This window comes from Halorubrum amylolyticum, assembly GCF_004114995.1.
In the GTDB taxonomy this organism is placed as follows: Archaea; Halobacteriota; Halobacteria; order Halobacteriales; family Haloferacaceae; genus Halorubrum; species Halorubrum amylolyticum.
In genome coordinates this window covers 188355-208139 of sequence record NZ_SDJP01000001.1, presented here as the reverse complement: position 1 = coordinate 208139, position 19785 = coordinate 188355, and the positions used below count along the sequence as shown (strand labels likewise).

Genomic DNA, 19785 nt, shown 5'->3' with positions numbered 1-19785 from the left:
CGCTTCGAACCACGCGAAACTTTTGGAGATCCGGCGTCTCGACTGGCCGAACTATCGTCAAAAGCGCATTCTCAATGATTATTAATTAATAGTCTGTCTCCTTTCCACTTCTCACTCAATCTCTGTGTAAATGGGAATGTCTGTTAACGATATCCCTAGATATATATACTCGTGTTCTCTCTTGCGTAACGTATGTCTTCACACCGAACACGACGCAGATTCCTCGAAGCGACAGGTGTCGCTGGCGTGGCCGCACTCGCCGGCTGTAGCGGAAACGGCGGCGATGGTAGTGACGGCTCCGACGGAAGTGATGGTAGTGACGGCTCCGACGGTAGTGACGGCAGCGACGGCTCCGACGGCAGCGATGGCTCCGACGGAAGCGACGGCGGCGACAGCGAAAACCGCCTGAGCTGGCACGCTGGCGGTACCGGCGGGACCTACTACCCGCTCTCGAACGAGTTCAAGACGGTCGTCGAGGCGAACACCGACTTCTCGCTGAACGTCCAGTCCACCGGTGCGAGCGTCGAGAACGTCGGTAGCCTCGCGGACGGGTCGGCCGACTTCGCGCTCATCCAGAACGACATCGCCTCGTTCGCGAAGAACGGAACCGGCATCGAAGCCTTCCAGGACAACTCGATCGAGAATCTACAGGGCGTCGCGACGCTGTATCCGGAGACGATCACGCTCGTCACGCTGGCGGAGAACGACATTTCCTCCGTCGACGACCTCAGCGGCGCGACGATCAACACCGGCGACCTCGGGTCGGGGACGCAGGTCAACGCACAGCAGATCCTGGAATCGCTCGGTATCTCCGACTACAACGAGCAGAACGCCGGCTTCTCGCAGGCGTCCGAACAGCTCGCGAACGGTGACATCGACGCCGCCTTCGTCGTCGGCGGCTGGCCGGTCGGCGCGATCGAGGACCTCGCGAACACGAACGACATCGCGATCGTTCCGATCGCGGGCGACAACCGCGAAGCCGTCAAGGAGGACGCCTCCTGGTTCGCGAACGACACCATCCCCGGCGGCACGTACAGCGGCGTCGACGAGGACGTCGAGACCGTCGCCGTGCAGGCGATGATCGCCACTAACTCCGAGGTGCCGACCGACACCGTCGAGACGGTCACCGCGGCCATCTTCGACAACCTCGACGAGCTCACGATCAAGACCGACTTCATCACCGTCGACAGCGCACAGGACGGGATGTCCATCGAGCTCCACGAGGGCGCGGCGGCGTACTTCGACGCCTAACTCGCTCTCGACGCCCGACTCGCTCCGCAACGAACCGGCTCGATCGATCCGATCGATCCGGTCTGACAGCGGATCGTTTCATAACCGTTTCAAACTCGATTCCACGACGATCACCCGAAACCATGGGTCACCTTTCTCGATCGACCGTGGGTATCGCGATCCTCGCAGTCGCGGTGCTCGTTCTCGCCGGCGTCGCGGCGACGGCCCCAGTCGGAGCCGTCCTCGTCGTCGAGGACATCGAGACGGATGAACGCTACCTCACGGAGCCGGTCGATTCCGAGAGCACCGTGGCGCTGGAGTACACTCACAGCGTCGAGAAGTCGCGCGTGTACGACGAGTACCGCGTCGACGGCGAGACGCTCGTGAACACGCGGATGGAGTTCGAGTCGTACGGATGGGGGCTCCCCGCGCGCGTCAACGTCACGAACGTGAACGGGACGCTCGTGTACGACCCTGCGGAACCGATCACGGAACTCGAACGCCTCTCGGTCTCGCCGGGCCGAATCGCCGACCACACGTTGATCGTTGACGGGCGAGAACACGACCTCGTCGCGGTGACCGATGGCAGCGATGTCACACTCTATATCGAACAGCGGTCGTTCCTCGAGATAATGCTATGACTACGACTCACCGAACGGACGGCGGCACCGACGATCCGAACGACGGCGGCTCGCGAGACCCCGGTCCTGGCGGTGGTCCGGACGCTCCCGGCGCGAGTACACCACCGGGGGATGACGACGAGGAGATCTCCCGTGAAGAGGCGGACGAACTGATACAGGAAATCGAGCGCCGCCGCTCGTTACGGGGGGTCGCGGCTGTGGCGGTCGCGGCGATCGGGATTCTGTTTTCGGTCTTCCAGCTGTTCCTCGCGGCCCGGAGTTTCACGTTCACGGTCTGGCTTCCGACCGTCGAGTTCGCCGGAATCGCGCTTGCCCCCTGGCAGGTGTCGCTCCAGCTCCTACAGGCGAACGCGATCCACGTCTCCTTCGCGCTCGTGCTCACGCTCCTGCTCTTTCCGGCCAGCATGGGCGACGGTCTCGTCTCCCGAAACCTCGGCCGAGTCGCGCCGGCGGTGTCTCGGCGGCTCGGCGATCGTAACCCTGTCACGCGACTGACCACGGGCGTTCGGTCGGCGTTCCGGTGGGCGTTCCTCGACCCCGACCGCGATCGAGTGACGCCGTTCGACCTGCTGTGTATCGCCGCGGCGATCCTGTCGGCGATCTACTTCCTGACGGAGTTCTCGGAGATCCAGAACATGCGCGTCTTCGGGATCGATTCGGGCCGCCCGATCACCGAGGTGTACGCGTTCCTCCAACCCCTGCTCGGCGGCGTCCCGTTCGTGAGCGAGTACTCCTACGCGATGGCGCTCGGCGTGATCGGCGTCCTGCTCGTCTTGGAGGCCACCCGCCGGACGCTCGGCCTCCCGCTGATGATCATCGTCGCCACCTTCATCGTCTACGCCCGCTGGGGGTACCTCATCAGCTCGAGCACGCCGTTCCTCGGGCTGCTCGCGATCCCGGAACTCACCTGGCCGGACATCGTTCAGAACCTCTGGTACAACACGGAAAACGGAGTCTTCGGGATTCCGGTGACCGTGTCGGTGAGCTTCATCTACATCTTCATCCTGTTCGGCTCGTTCCTCGAGATGAGCGGGGCGGGTCAGTGGTTCATCGACCTCGCGTACGCGCTCACCGGAGGCCGTAAAGGCGGCCCGGCCAAGGCGAGCATCCTCGCCAGCGGATTCATGGGAACGATCTCGGGCTCGTCGATCGCCAACACGGTCACGACCGGCGCGTTCACAATTCCGTTGATGAAGCGCTCGGGATACTCTTCCGAGTTCTCCGGAGCCGTCGAATCGTCCGCGTCTTCCGGCGGCCAGATCCTTCCGCCGGTGATGGGGGCGGCCGCCTTCCTCATGGTGCAGTACACCGCGACGCCGTTCGCGGACATCATCATCGTCTCGACGATCCCGGCGATCGTCTTCTTCTTCGGGGTCTGGGTGATGGTTCACCTCAAGGCCGTTGAGGAGGGGATCGGCGGGGTCTCCGGCGGGGACACCGTCTCGTTTTGGAGCCACCTCAAGCACGGCTGGTTCTACCTCGTCCCGATCGGACTGCTCCTGTACTACCTCATCATCGAGCGGCTCTCGGTCTCACGATCCGCGTGGTTCACGTTGGTCGCGCTGGTCGCGCTGATCGCCTTCATCGCCGCCTACAGCGAGGAGACACGGCTCCGGCTCTTCGGGACCCTCGCGGCGATCGTGGGCGTCGACCTGGCGAGTCACGTCGTCGCGGGCGTCCCGATCACCGGGCTCGTGACTGGTGCCGGCGGTGCGGGGCTTCCGATCGCGGACGCGGTCAGCGCTGTCAGCGCCGGAATCGAGTGGTACGTGATGCTCGCAGGGGCGTTGACGCTGCTGTCCAAGCCCGATCTCGACGCCTCGCTGCTCGAACTCAACCCGGAGATTCGGGACACGGCTGCGGAACTCGGCGACCGTACCGGCCGGGATCTGGGCGACAGCCAGCCGTTCAAACTCGGCACGTTCGTCGTCAAATCGATGGACGAAGGCGCTCGAACCGCAGTCCCGGTCGTGATCGCGGTCGCGGCTGCGGGGATCATCCCCGGCGTTATCAGCGTTTCCGGGCTCGGCCCCAACCTGACCTCGTTGCTGTTGGCGCTCTCGGGCGGGTCGAAGGTGATCATGCTGCTCGTGACGGCCGTCGCGAGCATCATCCTCGGAATGGGGATGCCGACGACGGTCACCTACATCATCCTCATCTCGATGTTGGCGACGCCGCTCGTGGAGTTCGGTATCCCGCTTTTGGCCGCCCATCTGTACATCCTCTACTTCGGCGTGATCGCCGACATCACGCCGCCCGTGGCGGTGGCGGCGTACGCTGCGAGCGGAGTCGCCAAGTCCGACCCCTTCCAGACCGGCGTGAAGGCGTTCTCGCTGTCGCTAAACAAGGCGATCGTTCCCTTCGCGTTCGTGTTCGTGCCGGGGATCGTCCTGCTCCGCCGAAAGGAGAACGCGGCGGAACTTGGCATCCGCGAGCAGTACCGCGTGGTCAACTTCGCCGACCTCGCAGAACTGTCCTACTCGATCCCCGAGATCCTGATCCCGGTCGTCGGAGTCTTCCTCGGCGTGATCGCGCTCGGCGCAACCGTCATCGGGACGCTGTACACCCGTGTCGGCCGGTTCGAGCGGATCGCGTTCGCGTTCAGCTCGCTGCTGCTCATGGCGCCGGGGATGCTCTCTGAGTCCGTCTTTGACCTGCTCGGACTCGTCGGCGTAACCGTCTCTGTCAACGCGCTGCTGCTCGATCTGACTCTGCGTGGCATCGGGTTCGTCCTGTTCGTGCTGTTCACCATCCGGAATCGACGGGCGTTCGAGGATGAGAGAGACGGCGACGGGGCGGCAGGAGCCGACACGCCGACGGGAGCGGCCAACGTCGCCGCCGACTCCGAATCGACCTGAGCGGCTCTCTCGGTTCGAGCCGGATTTTTGGTAATCAGGTTCGCCGCCGAGGTCACCCTAACCGCTCGTCGAGGATGAGCCGGGTCTTCGTCGACTTGACCTCGTCCATCTCCCTCGCTTGGGAGATGAGCTCGTTGACCGCGCGCGTGTCGACGGCGTCGACGACGAGCACGATGTCGTCCTCGCCGGAGACCTGCCAGACGAAGTCGACCTCTTCCCAGTCGACCATGCGCTCGCCGACGGCGGCCGTGTCGACGTTCATCTCCACCGAGATCTCGATCATCGCCTTCACGTTGCCCGTGCGTGTCGTGACGGTGAACCGCTCGATGATCCCGTCCTCGGTCATGCGGTCGACGCGGTTCCGCACCGTCCCCTCAGAGGTGCCGACGCGGTCCGCGATCTCCGTGTACGGGGTCCGCGCGTCCCGGCGCAGGATCGAGAGGATTCGTCGGTCGAGGTCGTCCATACCCGTTCGTCTCGGCCCGTCGACTTACTCGTTACGAATATCGTAATGAAGCTACGAACGACGCATTTATTACCCTCTACGCGTACGTATCTCGTAATGTCGGACGCCTACATCGCGCTGGCCGACGGACGCGTGCTCGAAGCGCGCGCTCGTGCGCCGGGGCGCACCCGTGGCGAACTGGTGTTCACGACCGCGTACACCGGCTACGAGGAGTCGCTCACCGACCCCTCCTACGCCGAACAGATCCTCACCTTCTCGTACCCCTTGATCGGGAACTACGGCGTCCGATCCGAGCGATTCGAGTCCGGCTCGGTCCAGCCCCGCGCGGCGATCGCCCGCGAGCTGACCGACGATGTCGCCGAGTGGCTCGCCGACGAGGACGTGCCCGCCGTCGACCACGTCGACACCCGCGAGATCGTCACCACCGTCCGCGAGGAGGGCGCGATGGCCTGCGGGATCGCCGCCGGCCCGGACGCGACCCCCGAGGACGCGGTCGCGGAGATGGAGGCGTGCAAGCCGATGAGCGACCACGTCGACATCGGCGCGCAGGTGTCCGTGTCGGAGCCGACCGTCCACGAGGGCGACGGCGTCGCCGACGTGGCCCTGCTCGACTGCGGCGCGAAGGGTTCGATCATCTCCTCGCTCACCGAGCGCGGCGCGGACGTGCACGTCCTCCCGTACGACGCGACCTCCGAGGACGTGGCCGACGTGGACCCGGACGTGCTCTTCGTCTCGAACGGCCCGGGCGACCCGGAGAACTTCGTCGCCGCGCAGGAGGTCGTCGACGCCGTCGCCGGCGACCTGCCGATGGCCGGCATCTGTCTCGGCCAGCAGGTGATCACGAGCGCGCTCGGCGGCTCGACCGAGAAGATGGCGTTCGGCCACCGCGGCGTCAACCAGCCGGTCAAGGACCTCCGCAGCGACAGGGTCGTGATGACGACGCAGAACCACGGCTACACGGTCGATGACACCGGTCCGCTGGAGGTGACGCAGGTGAACGTCAACGACGACACCGTCGAGGGCCTCGACAGCGAGGAGCTCGACGTCATCACCCGCCAGTACCACCCAGAGGCGAACCCCGGTCCGCACGACTCGCTCGGCTTCTTCGACGAGGTGTTGGAGCTGGCACGATCGGCGCCGCCCGTCGCGGCCGACTGACCCGGTCTCCACACGCTACCCACCCCGCTCTTCCCAGCTCACCGCTCACCGCACCCTCCCGCTGACCACCCGAGTACCACCCAGCCGACGCCCGCGGTCCTTCTCACGCTCTTTCATCCCACACGGTTTCACGTTCGTCCGTCGGACCCCGTCCGCCCGCGACCGGCGACGTTTTCCCCCGTCCCCTCGCAGTGACGGGCATGACGACGGAGATCCTCCTCACCAACGACGACGGCATCGACGCCGTCGGCCTCCGGGCGCTGTTCGACGCGCTCTCGCACGACTACGAGGTGACGGTCGTCGCGCCCGAGAGCAACCAGTCCGGCGTCGGCGGCGCGCGCTCGTGGTGGAACACGACGGTGGAGTACGCCGAGACCGACCTCGGCTACGCGGTCGAGGGGACCCCCGCCGACTGCGTCGCCGTCGCGGACGTGGCGCTCGGGCTCGACCCCGACGTGGTCGTCTCCGGCTGTAACCACGGCCCGAACATCGGCGCGCACATCCTCGGACAGTCCGGCACGGTCGGCGCCGCGATGGAGGCGTCGTTCCTCGGTACGCCGGCGATCGCGGTGTCGCTGTACGACCGGGGTAACCTTCCCGTCCCGCCGACCCTCGACAGCGGCGACTTCGCGGTCGCCGGCGAGGTCGTCGTCGACCTGCTCGACCGCGCCGAGGCAGGGGGTGGCGGTGATGGAGACGGAGAGACCGAGTTCGCCCTCCCGTTCGGCGCCGACGTGCTGAACGTCAACGTCCCCGCGGCCGACGACGAGGCGGCCGAAGACCCGACCTACCGGCTGACCGAGCCCGCGCGCGGCTTCGACGTGATCGAGTTCCGGCCGGGCGAGGAGGGCCCGGAGGACGAGAACGTCCCCGACGGCTGGGAGTTCGGCGAGCGGCGCGGCGAGATGGGGATGGAGCTCCGCGACCGCTTCTGGCGGGAGTTCCTCCGCGGCGATGTCCCTGACGACCCCGGCTCCGACCGGCTCGCGGCCGTCGAGGGCGAGGTGAGCATCTCGCCGCTGTCGTCGTCGCGGTCGATCGCGGGCGACCGCGCGGGCGAGGCCGTCGAAGGTCCGGCGACGACTGAATCGGCGACCTCCCGGATCGAGCAGGACTGACGGACAGGCGTCTCCCGCCTCAGCGCCGCCTCAGCGCCGCCTCGCTGCGCCGCCTCAGCGCCGCCGTCCCGTCCGGCGCGATCCCCCGGTGAACTCCTTTCCCAACCGCCCGAGGTACCACACGACGACCAGCCCCAGCGCGGTCCCGCCGGCGAGCGCCGCGAGCAGCTCGGCGAGCGAGGGGTCGAGCTGGAGCGCGATGAGCGGCGGCGTCACCGCCACGACGAGGAGGATGACGGCCTTTATCTGCCGGTTCCCGGCGTCGCGCTCCGCCTCCGACATGGGCTCTACCACGCCGACCCCTCCGCGGTCCGCCCTCGGGCTCCGATCGCTCCCGTGTTCATGGGCGACCCACGGCTCGCCCCGACATCAACCCGGCGGAGCCGGGCGGGCGCCGCTCCGTCCGTCCGGATTTGCGAACCGATCTCACACCTACGTCGTCGCGGCCTGATAAGCGTCTCGACCGTTCACGCCGGTATGATCCCGTTACCAGCGTGAACGGTCTCGATGATTTAACCCGGTCCGCCCTCACGTCTCCAACACCCCTGCCCGCGGCCCCGCGGTTGCGGTCCCGCCTTGCGCGAGTCGCCTCCTTCACCGCCGTTCCGCGGCGTTTTTGAGCCGACCCCGACAAGCGGCGTGCATGGACGACGAACTCCGCGGGCGCGTCGAGGCGGCGGGCGAGGCCGCCGCGCTGTTCAACGCGCTCAAACACGGCAACGACCCGGACGTGGGCGCCATCATGGGGCCGCTCATGGGCGAGAACCCCGACTTTAGACCGCACGGCGACGATATCCCGAGCGTCGTCGCGCCGGTAGTGAACCGGGTCGCCGGCATGGACGAGGCCGAGCGCCGGGAGCGGCTCGGCGAGCTCGCGCCCGACAAGCTCGCGGAGTTGGAGGCCGAGGACGAGGCGGACGAACACGTCCTCCCCGACCTCCCGAACGCCGAGGCGGGAGAGGTCGTGATGCGCGCCGCGCCGAACCCCAACGGGCCGTGGCACGTCGGCCACGCCCGGATGCCCGCGGTGATCGGGACGTACAAGGAGCGCTACGACGGGGAGTTCATCTGCCGGTTCGACGATACCGATCCGGAGACCAAGCGCCCGGATCTGGACGCGTACGACGCCATCCTCGAGGACATCGAGTACCTCGGGTTCGAGCCCGACCGCGTGCTCCGGGCCTCCGACCGGTTGGAGACCTACTACGACCACGCCCGCGACCTGATCGACGCCGGCGGCGCCTACACCTGCTCGTGTTCCGGCGACGATTTCTCGGAGCTGAAGAACGCGGGCGAGGCGTGTCCGCACCGCGAGAAGGACGCCGAAATCGTCCACGAGGAGTTCTCGGCGATGGTCGACGGCGAGTACTCCGCCGGCGAGATGGTCCTTCGCGTGAAGACCGACATCGAGCACAAGAACCCCGCGCTCCGCGACTGGGTCGCGTTCCGGATGATCGACACTCCCCACCCGCGCGAGGAGGCGGCCGACTACCGCTGTTGGCCCATGCTCGACTTCCAGTCCGGCGTCGACGACCACCTCACGGGCGTCACCCACATCATCCGCGGCATCGACCTGCAGGACTCCGCGAAGCGCCAGCGGTTCGTCTACGACTACTTCGACTGGGAGTACCCGGAGGTGCTCCACTGGGGCCACGTGCAGGTCGACGAGTACGACGTGAAACTCTCCACCTCGACGATCAAGGAGCTGATCGAAACGGGCGAGCTGACCGGCTGGGACGACCCGCGCGCCCCGACGATCCGGTCGATGCGCCGCCGCGGCATTCGGGGGCAAGCGCTCGTCGACTCGATGACCGAACTCGGGATGTCCACCTCCGACGTCGATCTGGCGATGTCTTCCGTCTACGCGAACAACCGCGATCTGGTCGACGACGAGGCGAACCGCTACTTCCTCGTGCGCGACCGCGACGACGACCCCGCCGTCGAGCTGCCGGTCGTCGAGGGCGACGCGCCCGCGCCCGAGGCCGGCCACCCGCCGCTCCACCCCGACCACGCCGACCGCGGCGACCGCGAGGTGCCCGCCGGGCGAGTCGTCGTCGAATTCTCCGACCTCCCGAGCGAGGGCGAGCGCGTCTGGCTCAAGGGATACGGCTGCGTCCGGCACGCGGGCGACGAGCTGGCCTTCGTCGACGCCGACATCGACGTGGTCCGCGAGGGGGACGTGGACGTGGTCCACTGGGCGCCGGCCGACGAGGGGCTCGCGACCCTCCTCCGGACCGTCTCCGGCGACGTGCGGGGGATCGCCGAGCCCGCGCTCGCCGAGGTTGACCCCGACACCGTCGTCCAGTTCGAGCGCGTCGGCTTCGTCCGGATCGACGCGTTCGATCTCGAGGCAACCGACGAGCCCGACGGGCGGGCCGGCGAGGAGGACCTGCTCGCGTACTACGCGCATCCGTGATCGGGAGTCCTCGGGGGCGCCGCGCGGTCCGCGACGCGACCTCACCGACCGCCTGCCGCGGAGGTTAAATAGCGAGCCCCGGAACTACGGGCAAGATGGCCATCGACTCGAACTTCGAACAGAGCCGCGAGAAGGTTGGCGAGGAGGACGGCGTCGCGGTCTGGGGTCCCGTCGAGCCGCCGGCAAAGCAGGGGATTCGCGGTACCCACGTCGCGGTCGATTTCGACATCTGTCTCGCCGACGGCGCGTGTCTGGAGGACTGCCCGGTCGACGTGTTCGAGTGGGTCGACACGCCCGACCACCCCGAGTCCGAGCGGAAGGCGAACCCCGCCGACGAGGACCAGTGTATCGACTGCATGCTCTGCGTCGACGTCTGTCCGGTCGACGCGATCGACGTCGATCCCGGCCGCGAGAACCGGTTATAAGTAGTCGTTGTCGGTGCGGTGACGGACTCTGTCGTTCGAGTCGCCCGCTTATAAATAACTGACCGCAGATCGACGGCGACCACCGCCAAAGCCCCAGCCGCTCGGCTGTACGTGGTTGCTGCGGCGACCACCGCCAAAGCCCCAGCCGCGAGGACGACGTACGCTCGCTGCGCGCTTCACTCGGTCGCTCACTCCGTTCGCTCCCTCATTCCAGTGCTTGCGTCGCCTACGTCGTCCTCGCGGCTGCCCCTTTGACTCCCACCCGGCACCGCACCACAACCGGACCTCGCACCTCCCCAGCCTCGCCGCTCACGCCCTTCGGGCGTTCGCGGCGTCCCTCGCGCGTGCTGACTCGCGGCCGCCGAGGGCGGCCGCTCGCAGGCACGCGCCACCGCGGGTCGTTTTATAAACGGCGTCGTCGGCGGCGTTCCTCAATCGCTGATAAATCGCTCCCGTTCCGCGAGCGCGAACTCGGTCCCGTACCGCTCCACGATCGGAACGTAGGCGTCGCCGAGCGCACGCATACACGCGCTCGGCGAAACGAAGCCGAGCGCGGCGGCGACTTCCTCCCACGGCCGGCCTTGGAGGACCTTTCGGACGAGCAGGCGCTCTTCCCGGTCGTCGAGTTCGCTCCCCCCGATCAGCGTCGCGAGCGCGAGGTCGCGGAACGCGCCGGGCGCGGTGTCGTACATCCCCGGGCCGACCGACGCGCCGACGACTGAGCGCCACTCGGTCTCGGTGAGATCGACCGGGACCGGGGCGGAACACGCGCGAAGCGCGCCGCGGACCACGTCCGGGTCGACGTCGCGGTGCGCGTCCGAGAGCCCGTCGCGCTCGCGGTCCCGGAAGGCGACGGCGTGGCGGTCGAGGAGGTCCCTCCCCGGTCCGTCCTCGCCGGCCGGCCGCACCATGATCGCGGAGCGCTCCCCGGAGGCGTCGTTACGGGATGTCGAGAGGTGAACCGTCCCGTAGCCCGTGCGCCGCCAGAACCGGAGCAGACGCGGCGTCGCGCCGTAGCCGACCGAGAAGTAGTCGATGTCGCCCCCGAACTCCCCGTGTACCTCGTCGAGCAGGCGGGAGCCGAACCCCTCGCCTCTGAGCGCGTGGTGGGTCGCAATGCGGACCGTCCGCAGGCCCCGCGGCGCGGCGGCTGTCTCGTCGCGGAGCTGGCTCGTGAGCACGTCCGGCACCATGTTGCCGCGGACGCGCTCGCCCTCGTACATCCGCCGGCGGGTCTCGGCGTCGAGCCCGCCCTCCCGCGCGAGCAGCGCGACCGCGACGACGCGCCCGTCCGCGACGAGCGCCCGCGCGGCGAGGTTCGGCGCGTCGAGCAGCCGGGCGAGGTCGTTCGGCTCCGTGCGGTAGTGCGCGGCGACGAGCAGCCCGAACGCCTCCCGGAGCAGGGCCTCGTCCGCGAGCAGGTCGTCCGGCGCGAGAGTCCGGTACGTCGCGTCCTCGACTGCCGACCCCGCGACCGCCTCGTCGACCGCCGGGCGCGCGTCGAACAGGAGCGCCCGCGACGCCCACGCCTCGACCGGGTCATTCCGGGCGTACCGGATCGGCTCGTCGAGCCGCACGTCCCGCACCGAAAAGCGGCTCGCGCGCAGGCGCTCCTTGAACCGGATCGAGAACCCGCGACCGGCCCCCTCGTAGCCGTGAACCGTCGTGCAGAACGCGACCGCCGGCGCGTCGAGGAACCGTTCGAGCAGCCGCACCGGGAGCGCGGCCGCCTCGTCGACGATCACCGCGTCCGGGCCGTCGGGGAGGTCGGCGGCCTCGGCGGGCGGAAGGTAGCGCACCCGCCCGCCGCCCGGCGCGTCGAGGCGGCGGGCGTCGTCCTCGGACCCGGTCGCGCCGCCGTCACCCTCGCTTCCGTCGTCGCGCTCGCTCCCCCCGATCAGCTCTCCCGCCCGCGCGATCAGCTCTCCCGCCCGCGCGAACACCTCCGCCGCGTTGCGGAACGCCGGCGCCGTGACGAGCACGTCGGCGCCCGCGAGCGCGAGCGCGCCCGCCGCGATCCCCGCCGCGCTCGACTTCCCGCGCCCGCGGTCCGCCTCGACGACGACCGCGTGCCCCGGCGTCGCGAGCGACTCGAACGCCCGTACCGCCCGGACCTGATCGCCCGTGAGACACGCCTCGTAGGCCGCGGCCGGGAACGTCGCGTTCGGCGGGGCGGTCGGGTTCTCCGCGGGTGCCCGGTCGGTTGATTCCGGGGTCGCACCGTCCCGCCGGCCGGTGAGCCCGTCGCGCTCGATCGCGTCGCCATCCGGTCCGTCTTCTCCGAGCGAAACGACCGCGATCCCCGGATGCGACCGGAGCGTCCCGACGAGGCGCTCGCGGAACCGGCCCGTCACGTCGTCGACCTCGTACGGCGGGACCGCGAGCGAGTCGTCGAACCGGTCACGGACCGCGGGCCACGCGTCGAGGTCGGGGGTCAGGAGGACGAGGAGGCCGCCGCCGTCGACCGCGCCGACGCTCCGGCCGAGCGCGTTCGGGACGAACTGCTCGTGGCAGTCGAGGACGACGACTTCGCGGGTGCGACCGAGGAGTTCATCGGCGCTCCGCGGGCGGTGCTCCTCGAACCGGAACCCCTCGCGCGTGGAGACGATCGAAACCGATTCGTCGGCGGTCTGCTCGTCGCCAGCGATCGACTCGATCGCGTCGTAGGCGGCGTCGAATCCGCGGTCGCGGTCGCCGGCGAGCACGAGGACGCGCCGCTCGTTCGCTCGTTCGGCTTCCCGTGTCGCGTCCCGCGCCAGCGCCGCGATCATGTTGGTTGTGGTTGCCGGAGGGCGGGGATGTGTCTTGCCCTCCGGACCCGCCCCCACCTCGGTCGTCCCCTCTCCGCCGCGCGAGGCGGGACGCTTACGGACACTCGGCGCGTCTCTCCGGACATGACCACGGTCACGCTCATCGGGACGCGGCTCGCGGACACGGGCCGCGAGTTCGTCTATCAGGGGGAATCGCCCGACTGCGAGGGGTGTCCCTACCGGAGCCAGTGTCTCAACCTCTCCGAGGGGACCCGGTACCGCGTAACCGGAATCCGCGAAAACGCCCAGACGCTCGACTGCGCCGTCCACGACGCCGGCGTCCGCGCGGTCGAGGTCGAACCCGCGCCCGTCCCCGCCAATGTCCCGTCGAAGCAGGCGTACGCCGGGAGCCGCGTCTCGCTCGCCGGCCCGTGCCCGCACACCGAGTGCCCGAGCCACGGCTACTGCGTCCCCGACGGCGCCGACTTCGACGACGAGCGCGTCATCGATCAGGTGCTCGGCGAGCCGCCCCACGACGAGTGCGCGCTCGGACGAGACCTGACGCTGGTGGAGTTCCGGGCGGAAGACGGGTAGCGGATCGATTCTCGGAACCGGCGCCTACAGCGCCGTGACCGCGTTCAGCGTGATCCGGATCGCGCGCTCGACGTTGTCCTTGGCCTTCGCCGGCAGCTCGTCGTCCGAGTCCGCGCCCTTCTGCGTGCCCGCGACGAGGTTGCCGTCGACGGTGCAGATCGCCCCGGCGCGCAGCCCCTTGCGGCGCGCGAGCGAGAAGACGGTCGCCGCCTCCATCTCGATCGCGAGCAGGTTGGCGTCCTCCCAGTCGTCGACGTACTCGTCGTCCTCGTTGTAGAACGCGTCGTCGGAGACGATCGGTCCGACGTGGATCTCCTCGTCGTTGTCTTCGGCGGCGCCGACCAACTCGGTGAGCGCGTCGTAGTCGGGGACTGCGGGGTACTCGACCGACTCGTAGCGCTTGCTCGTCCCCTCCTCCTTGGCCGCGCCGGTCGCGACCACCATGTCGCCCACCTCCATGTCGGCCTGCAGGGCGCCGCAGGTGCCACAGCGGAGGAACGTCTCGACGCCGACCCGCGAGAGCTCCTCCACCGCGATGGCGGCCGACGGACAGCCGATCCCGGTCGAGCAGATGGTGAGGTCGGTCCCCTCGTAGCTCGCGTTGACGACCTTGTACTCGCGATTCTGCGCGACGAGTTCGCTGTCGTCGCACAGGTCCGCGATCCGGTCGACGCGCCCCGGGTCGCCCGGGATGATCGCGATCTCGTGGACGTCGCCCTCCTCGACCAGCAGGTGCGGCTGTTTCGCCATACGCGCCGAGACAGCCGCCGCGCGCAAAAACGGACCGGTCGGGAGGCGGGGTCGCCCTCGAGAAGCGGATTTGATATCGCAGAATGAGATTTATGACAGGATCACTGCGGCTGCTCCGATCGTTTCGCCGACACCGTCGACGACGGCGGATCGCCCGGTTTATCGCCCGCCTTCGCCAGATCCGTGACATGAGCGACTCCGACGAGTCTGCGACCGCCTCTCTCTCGTCGACGATCGGCGCCCTCGTGGTCACGTTCCTCCTGGTCACGCCGGTCGCGGGGACGCTGCTCGGGTTCAATTGGACGCAGGCCGTGTTGCTCGGCGGGTTCGCCGGCTCCGTCGCCGTCGCGTCGGCGTGGCTGACGGCACGACGGGCCGACGGGGGCGACTGAAACACCCCGCACCGGGGCGGATCTGCGATCCCGGCCCCGACCGCGGGGGAGGGGCGGTATCACGAGTGAGAGGCCGACGGAGGATTTTATACCGATCCGGCGTCGACACCCCCCAATGCGCTTCAGTCGCGACCGTCGGGGTCAGTCGGTCGTGGTCGGAACGGTGATCCTGTTCGGCTTTCTCGTCTTGGCGCTGGGCGTCTATCAGGTGCAGGTCGTCCCGACCGAGAACGCGGACGTCGAGTACGAACACAGCCAGCAGGTCGAAGACCGGTTCGGCGACCTCCGCAACGGCGTCCTCGACGCCGCCGCCACGGGGTCGACGCGGTCGACGCAGATCCGGCTCGGAACGCGGTACTCCTCCCGGACGTTCTTCGTGAACCCGCCGCCCGTCTCCGGGTCGCTCACGACGGTCGAAAGCGAGGGCGACAGCGCGATACGGATCAGCAACGCGACGATCGGCGACGCCGCCCACGAGAACGCCCGCCTGTTCTGGAACACGGACCCGGCGTTCGAGACGCGCTCGCTCCGGTACGCCGCCGACTACAACGAGTTTCGGGGCGCCCCGCGGCTCACTTACGAGCACTCGGTCGTCGCCGCCGAGTTCGACGACGCGGTCCTCCTCCGATCGGACCAGACGGCGGTGGCCGACGGCCGCATCTCTCTGACCGCGCTGACCGGCTCGGTGTCGGCAAACGGCGTCGGCCGACGTAGCGTCGACGCGCGGGCGGTCTCGGCGAGCGACACCACCGTCCCGATCGTCCCCGACGGCGGGTCGATCACCCTCGAACTCCCGACGACGGTCGACGACCCGGCGACGCTCGCGACCCGCTGGGAGGAGCGGCTCCCGGCGGGCGCGACCGCCGCCGCCGACGAGGCCAGCGGAACGGTGCGGATCACGCTGCCCAACGGCTCCGACCCGTACCGGCTGGGGCTCTCGGAGGTGTCGCTCGACACCACCGGGACGACCGAACCGGCGTACGTCGTGTCCGTCGGCTCCGAGAGCGCCGCCCTCGGCGAGCGCGTCGGCGTCGAGGTCCGCGACCGGTACAACAACCCCGTCCCGGACGCCACGGTCTCGTTCGGCGGAGCGAACCGCACGACGGGCGACGACGGGCGAGCGTTCTTCGAGCCGACCGCGACGGGGTCGCTCACCGCCGCGATCAACGGGTCCGCGGGACCCGCCTACGAGTCCGTGACCTTCGACGTGGGGGGTGACGACGGTGGTCCCGGGAGCCGGACGTTCGACGTCGAGTGGGACGAGCCGGACCCGGTCGCCGTTCCGGCCGGCAGCGACGAGCCTCTGGGCGTAACCGTCTCTGATCGCCTCTCCGGCGAGCGGATTAAGGGAGCAACCGTTGACTTCTCGATCGCTCCCAGACCGGATAATGACGGTTTCGTCCCTGATCCGCCCGGCACGGATACTACCGAGGTCGACGGCCGGATTACGGTCGATGTCAGTGCAAATGATGCTGTCGGCGACCGGTTTGATCTGTATGCGGCCACAGGGGATGATGCCGATAGTATTCTGGTTGAGGTCACTGACGAGGAAGCTCCAACGTACGAGATCCTGAGCGTCGATCCCCAGAGTGCTGGCACCGGGAACAATATCGATGTCACGTTCGATGTCGACACCAGCAACCCTAACGCGCAGGTGAAACTCCAGTCGATTTCGGGCAATGGAAAGGTTGAGGAAACTGATTTCTTCCCGGTCGAGACACAGCCACAGACCGAGACGGTCAAAGGAGATAATCAGGCCGTCGAGGTCCGCGTCATCCTCTACGACGGCGCCGGCAACGAGCGAGACCGGCAGACCGTTCCGTATCCCTGAGGTGCGGTGGGCACCCCTTCTGCACCCGGCGATCCGCGGTTATCGGACTCGATAGCCGCGACGGGGTATTGAAATATCGCGTATCCGTCAATCAAAGCGACCGATCCCTCATGTCCCGTCCCACTACCGCCCGCGCCCAGTCGGAGACGGTCGGAGTGGTGCTGCTGCTTGGCGTCTTCGTCGTGGCCGCGGGCGCGGTCGGAATCGCCTACCTCGGCGACGTGACGTCGGGAGGGGACGACATCGTCGTCTCGGCCGACCTGACGGCCGACGGGACCGACCTCGGCGTCAGCCACCTCGGCGGCGATGCGCTCTCGAACGACGACCTCGCCGCGATCGTCGAGGCCGACGGGAACCGCACCCGGATCGCGTTCGCGCCGCCGGAGGGGCGGTTCGGACCGGGAGACCGCCGCACGTTCGCGGACGCGCTCGTCGCGAACGCCTCGAACGAGGTCCGGCTCGTGCACCGACCGTCCGGGACGGTGATCGAGCGGGCCTCGCTCGCGCCGGAACCGGACCCGACCGCCGAGACGGGCGCCATCGAGGGGACCGTCGTCGGGCAGGAGCCGACCGCGGCGGTCGCCTCGGGCGCCGCGCTCGGCCTCCGCCGCTCCCTCGCTCCCGTCACCGGCGCGACGGTCACCGTCGAGGGCGCCGGCCGCGTCGCCGAGACGACCACGGCCGCGGGCGGAGCGTACCGGATCGAGGGGGTCGAGCCGGGGAAGTACGACGTCACCGTGACGGCCGCCGGGTTCGTCTCGGCGACCAGGTCCGTCGCCGTCGGCCCCAACGAGACGGCGACCGAGCGCTTCGAGCTCGACCCCCTCGCTCCCGCCGAGTTCGCGGTGACGATCGACGGGGTCGACACCCAAGTCGACGTGGGGGAGCCGGTCGAGGTGAACGCGACCGTCGAGAACGTCGGCGACGAGGAGGGGACCCAGCGGATCGAGTTCACCGCGGCCGGCGACGAGGTCGCGAACGCGACGCTCACCCTCTCGGGCGGCGAGAGCCGCGAGATACCGCTGACGTGGCGGCCGGGGCCGACCGACGTGGGCGAGGTCGAACTCGCGGTCGCGAGCGAGGACGACACGGCGACCGCGACCGTGGAGGTGGTACCCGCTGAGACCGACGGGTTCGCGTACATCGACCGCGACGGGGACGGTTCGGCGGACGAGACGTTCGACGGCGCCGACATCGAGGACGGCGAGTTCGAAGGCGAGTTTGACGGGCACTTCGTCGTCTTCGACGACCCTCCCGTCCGTGGCTCGTTCGCGGCGGAGACCGACCGGATCACGGTGCGCGAGGGCGTCTCCCTGTCGGCGGGGTCGATCGAACTGGCGGCCGAGGAGCGCGTTTCGATAGCGGAGGGCGCGGTGATCGACACCTCGTCGTCCGGGTTCCTCGGCGCATCGAGCGGTGACATTCAGATCGAGTCGGGCGGCGGGATCGACGCTCGTGGTGCCACGGTGAAGACGACGACGCAGGCGCTCTTCGGGGCGGACGCCGGCGACATCTCCCTGTCCGCCGAGGGTGATGTCGATCTCACGAACGGCGCGTTCAACGCGAGGGCGTTCGCGTTGTTCGCGTCCGACGGCGACATCGAGATCGAGTCGGACGACGGAACGGTCGCGACGACCGGCGCGTGGTTCAACCCCGAACCGACAATCGAGTCCGACGGGGACGACGACTGACGCCCGACGCGGTGGCGGACGATTGACGCCCGACGCGGTGGCCGACACCGTTTCCACGATCGACGTAAACGCCCATCGACAAATCCATATGGCGGCCGCATGAAGGTCCGTGTATGACCGCAGTCGGGATCGACGCCGTCGAGATCTGGACCGGAAAGCTCAAGCTCGACTTGCCGGGCACGTTCGCGCCGGAGAAGGGCGACGACCCGGAGAAGTACACGAAGGGGCTCGGGCTCAACAACTCCTCGTTCCCGGACGTGTACGAGGACATCGTCACGATGGGCGCGAACGCCGCGAAGGGGTTGATGGACCGGAAGGGGCTCGACCCCGAAGACATCGGCCGGATCGACGTGGCGACCGAGTCGGCGTTCGACCACTCGAAGCCGGTGTCGACGTACATCGCCGGCTGTCTGGAGCAGGTGTACGACGGCGACTTCACGCACGCCAACAAGGGCGAGCGCAAGTTCGCGTGTCTGGCCGGTACGCAGGCGATCGACGACGCCTACAACTGGATTCGGGCGGGGCGGAACCGGGGTCGCGCGGCGCTCGTGATCTCGACCGACACCGCGCTGTACGCCCGCGGCGACCCCGGGGAGGCGACGCAGGGCGCCGGCGCCGTCGCGATGCTGATCGACGAGGATCCTTCGCTCGTCGCGCTCTCGACCGAGCAGGGCTACGGCTCGAAAGACGAGACGGACTTCCTGAAGCCGAACCAGCAGTTCCCGAGCGTGGACGGCAAGCGCTCGGTGCAGGTGTACCTCTCTCGGATGCGCGAGGCCCTCGAAGACTACGAGTCGGTCACCGACGACATCGAGCTCGACGACTTCGCGTACGCCCCGTTCCACACGCCGTTCCCCGGCATGGTCCGGAAGGCGGCCCTGCTCGCGTACCGCCACGTTATCCGCGACACGGAGTACGAGGACGCGCTCGCCGACGAGATCGGCCGGCAGCCCCGCGAGGAGGACTTCGCCGACCGCGAGGCGTACGAGGAGGCCATCCGCGACTACATGGACGAGCTGAAGACGACCGAGCAGTATCAGACGTGGTACGATACCGCCGTGGAGCCAACGCTCGGGCTCTCGCGGGAGGTCGGCAACTGGTACACCAGCTCGGTCCACATCGCCCGCGTCAGCGCGCTGCGCGACGCTCTGACCCGCGACCGCTCGTTCGTCGGCGACACGCTGCTCATCGCCTCCTACGGCTCCGGCGCCCAGGCGGAGATCCACGCGGAGACGGTCCGCGAGGGCTGGCGCGCGGAGATCGAGGGGCTCGACATCGACGACCGGCTCGCCGCGCGCTACGACCTCACGTGGGACGAGTACGAGGACGTCCACGACGTTCACGAGTACGACATGGACGTGGAACGCGAGATCGAGGAGTTCACGCAGCCGGAGGCGGAGTTCGTCTTCACCGGCTGGGGCCGAATGAACGAGCGGAAGTACGAGTACGTCGAGTAGCTGTTCGG

Annotated in this window: 16 protein-coding genes; 12 read left to right on the top strand and 4 right to left on the bottom strand. The window is 68.7% G+C overall.

The genetic code is table 11. From position 1 onward, the window contains the following. Window positions 1-192: 192 nt before the first annotated feature. The 3 genes from ESO89_RS00905 (at window position 193) to ESO89_RS00895 (ending at window position 4729) form a co-directional block, all read left to right on the top strand. On the top strand, window positions 193-1251 hold the full coding sequence (locus ESO89_RS00905) for a TAXI family TRAP transporter solute-binding subunit (RefSeq protein ID WP_128903807.1): 1059 nt from the start codon (window positions 193-195) through the stop codon (window positions 1249-1251). Window positions 1252-1373: 122 nt separating this feature from the next. Beyond that, window positions 1374-1871, top strand: a complete 498-nt coding sequence (locus tag ESO89_RS00900) for a DUF1850 domain-containing protein (RefSeq protein ID WP_128903806.1) — start codon at window positions 1374-1376, stop codon at window positions 1869-1871. Then, complete coding sequence (locus ESO89_RS00895) at window positions 1868-4729, top strand: TRAP transporter permease (protein ID WP_128903805.1); 2862 nt, start codon at window positions 1868-1870, stop codon at window positions 4727-4729. The genes ESO89_RS00900 and ESO89_RS00895 overlap by 4 nt, the downstream gene beginning before the upstream one ends. 52 nt (window positions 4730-4781) lie before the next feature. Here the strand turns inward: ESO89_RS00895 and ESO89_RS00890 are convergent, their stop codons facing one another. Beyond that, complete coding sequence (locus ESO89_RS00890) at window positions 4782-5195, bottom strand: Lrp/AsnC family transcriptional regulator (RefSeq protein ID WP_128903804.1); 414 nt, start codon at window positions 5193-5195, stop codon at window positions 4782-4784. Between the two features lie 96 nt (window positions 5196-5291). Between ESO89_RS00890 and carA the strand changes: the two genes are divergently transcribed. Further along, window positions 5292-6353: a glutamine-hydrolyzing carbamoyl-phosphate synthase small subunit gene (gene carA, locus ESO89_RS00885; RefSeq protein ID WP_128903803.1), complete on the top strand. Its 1062-nt coding sequence runs from the start codon at window positions 5292-5294 to the stop codon at window positions 6351-6353. Window positions 6354-6553: 200 nt separating this feature from the next. Then, window positions 6554-7471, top strand: a complete 918-nt coding sequence (gene surE, locus ESO89_RS00880) for a 5'/3'-nucleotidase SurE (RefSeq protein WP_128903802.1) — start codon at window positions 6554-6556, stop codon at window positions 7469-7471. Between the two features lie 54 nt (window positions 7472-7525). Here surE and ESO89_RS00875 read toward each other — a convergent pair whose 3' ends face one another. Continuing rightward, window positions 7526-7753, bottom strand: coding sequence for a hypothetical protein (locus tag ESO89_RS00875; protein WP_128904096.1), 228 nt, complete (start codon window positions 7751-7753; stop codon window positions 7526-7528). Between the two features lie 361 nt (window positions 7754-8114). Between ESO89_RS00875 and ESO89_RS00870 the strand changes: the two genes are divergently transcribed. After that, complete coding sequence (locus tag ESO89_RS00870; protein ID WP_128903801.1) at window positions 8115-9887, top strand: glutamate--tRNA ligase; 1773 nt, start codon at window positions 8115-8117, stop codon at window positions 9885-9887. Window positions 9888-9982: 95 nt separating this feature from the next. After that, window positions 9983-10312 carry a 4Fe-4S dicluster domain-containing protein gene (locus ESO89_RS00865; RefSeq protein WP_128903800.1) on the top strand — a complete coding sequence of 110 codons (330 nt, stop codon included), beginning with the start codon at window positions 9983-9985 and terminating at the stop codon, window positions 10310-10312. Window positions 10313-10743: 431 nt separating this feature from the next. Here the strand turns inward: ESO89_RS00865 and tmcA are convergent, their stop codons facing one another. Beyond that, complete coding sequence (tmcA, locus tag ESO89_RS00860; protein WP_128903799.1) at window positions 10744-13083, bottom strand: tRNA(Met) cytidine acetyltransferase TmcA; 2340 nt, start codon at window positions 13081-13083, stop codon at window positions 10744-10746. A gap of 123 nt (window positions 13084-13206) precedes the next feature. Here tmcA and ESO89_RS00855 point away from each other — a divergent pair, with 123 nt between their 5' ends. Then, window positions 13207-13656, top strand: a complete 450-nt coding sequence (locus tag ESO89_RS00855) for a UPF0179 family protein (protein ID WP_128903798.1) — start codon at window positions 13207-13209, stop codon at window positions 13654-13656. Between the two features lie 24 nt (window positions 13657-13680). On the opposite strand, the gene ESO89_RS00850 is transcribed toward ESO89_RS00855, so the two are convergent. Further along, window positions 13681-14406 carry a nucleoside phosphorylase gene (locus tag ESO89_RS00850; RefSeq protein WP_128903797.1) on the bottom strand — a complete coding sequence of 242 codons (726 nt, stop codon included), beginning with the start codon at window positions 14404-14406 and terminating at the stop codon, window positions 13681-13683. Between the two features lie 188 nt (window positions 14407-14594). Between ESO89_RS00850 and ESO89_RS00845 the strand changes: the two genes are divergently transcribed. The 4 genes from ESO89_RS00845 (at window position 14595) to hmgB (ending at window position 19777) form a co-directional block, all read left to right on the top strand. After that, window positions 14595-14798: a hypothetical protein gene (locus ESO89_RS00845; protein WP_128903796.1), complete on the top strand. Its 204-nt coding sequence runs from the start codon at window positions 14595-14597 to the stop codon at window positions 14796-14798. A gap of 115 nt (window positions 14799-14913) precedes the next feature. Then, a complete protein-coding gene (locus ESO89_RS00840) occupies window positions 14914-16629 on the top strand; it encodes a hypothetical protein (RefSeq protein WP_128903795.1) in 1716 nt (571 codons plus the stop codon). Window positions 16630-16739: 110 nt separating this feature from the next. Next, on the top strand, window positions 16740-18320 hold the full coding sequence (locus tag ESO89_RS00835) for a carboxypeptidase regulatory-like domain-containing protein (RefSeq protein ID WP_128903794.1): 1581 nt from the start codon (window positions 16740-16742) through the stop codon (window positions 18318-18320). Between the two features lie 113 nt (window positions 18321-18433). Beyond that, window positions 18434-19777 (top strand): hydroxymethylglutaryl-CoA synthase, encoded by a 1344-nt coding sequence (gene hmgB, locus ESO89_RS00830; RefSeq protein ID WP_128903793.1) that lies wholly within the window; start codon window positions 18434-18436, stop codon window positions 19775-19777. Window positions 19778-19785 lie beyond the last annotated feature (8 nt).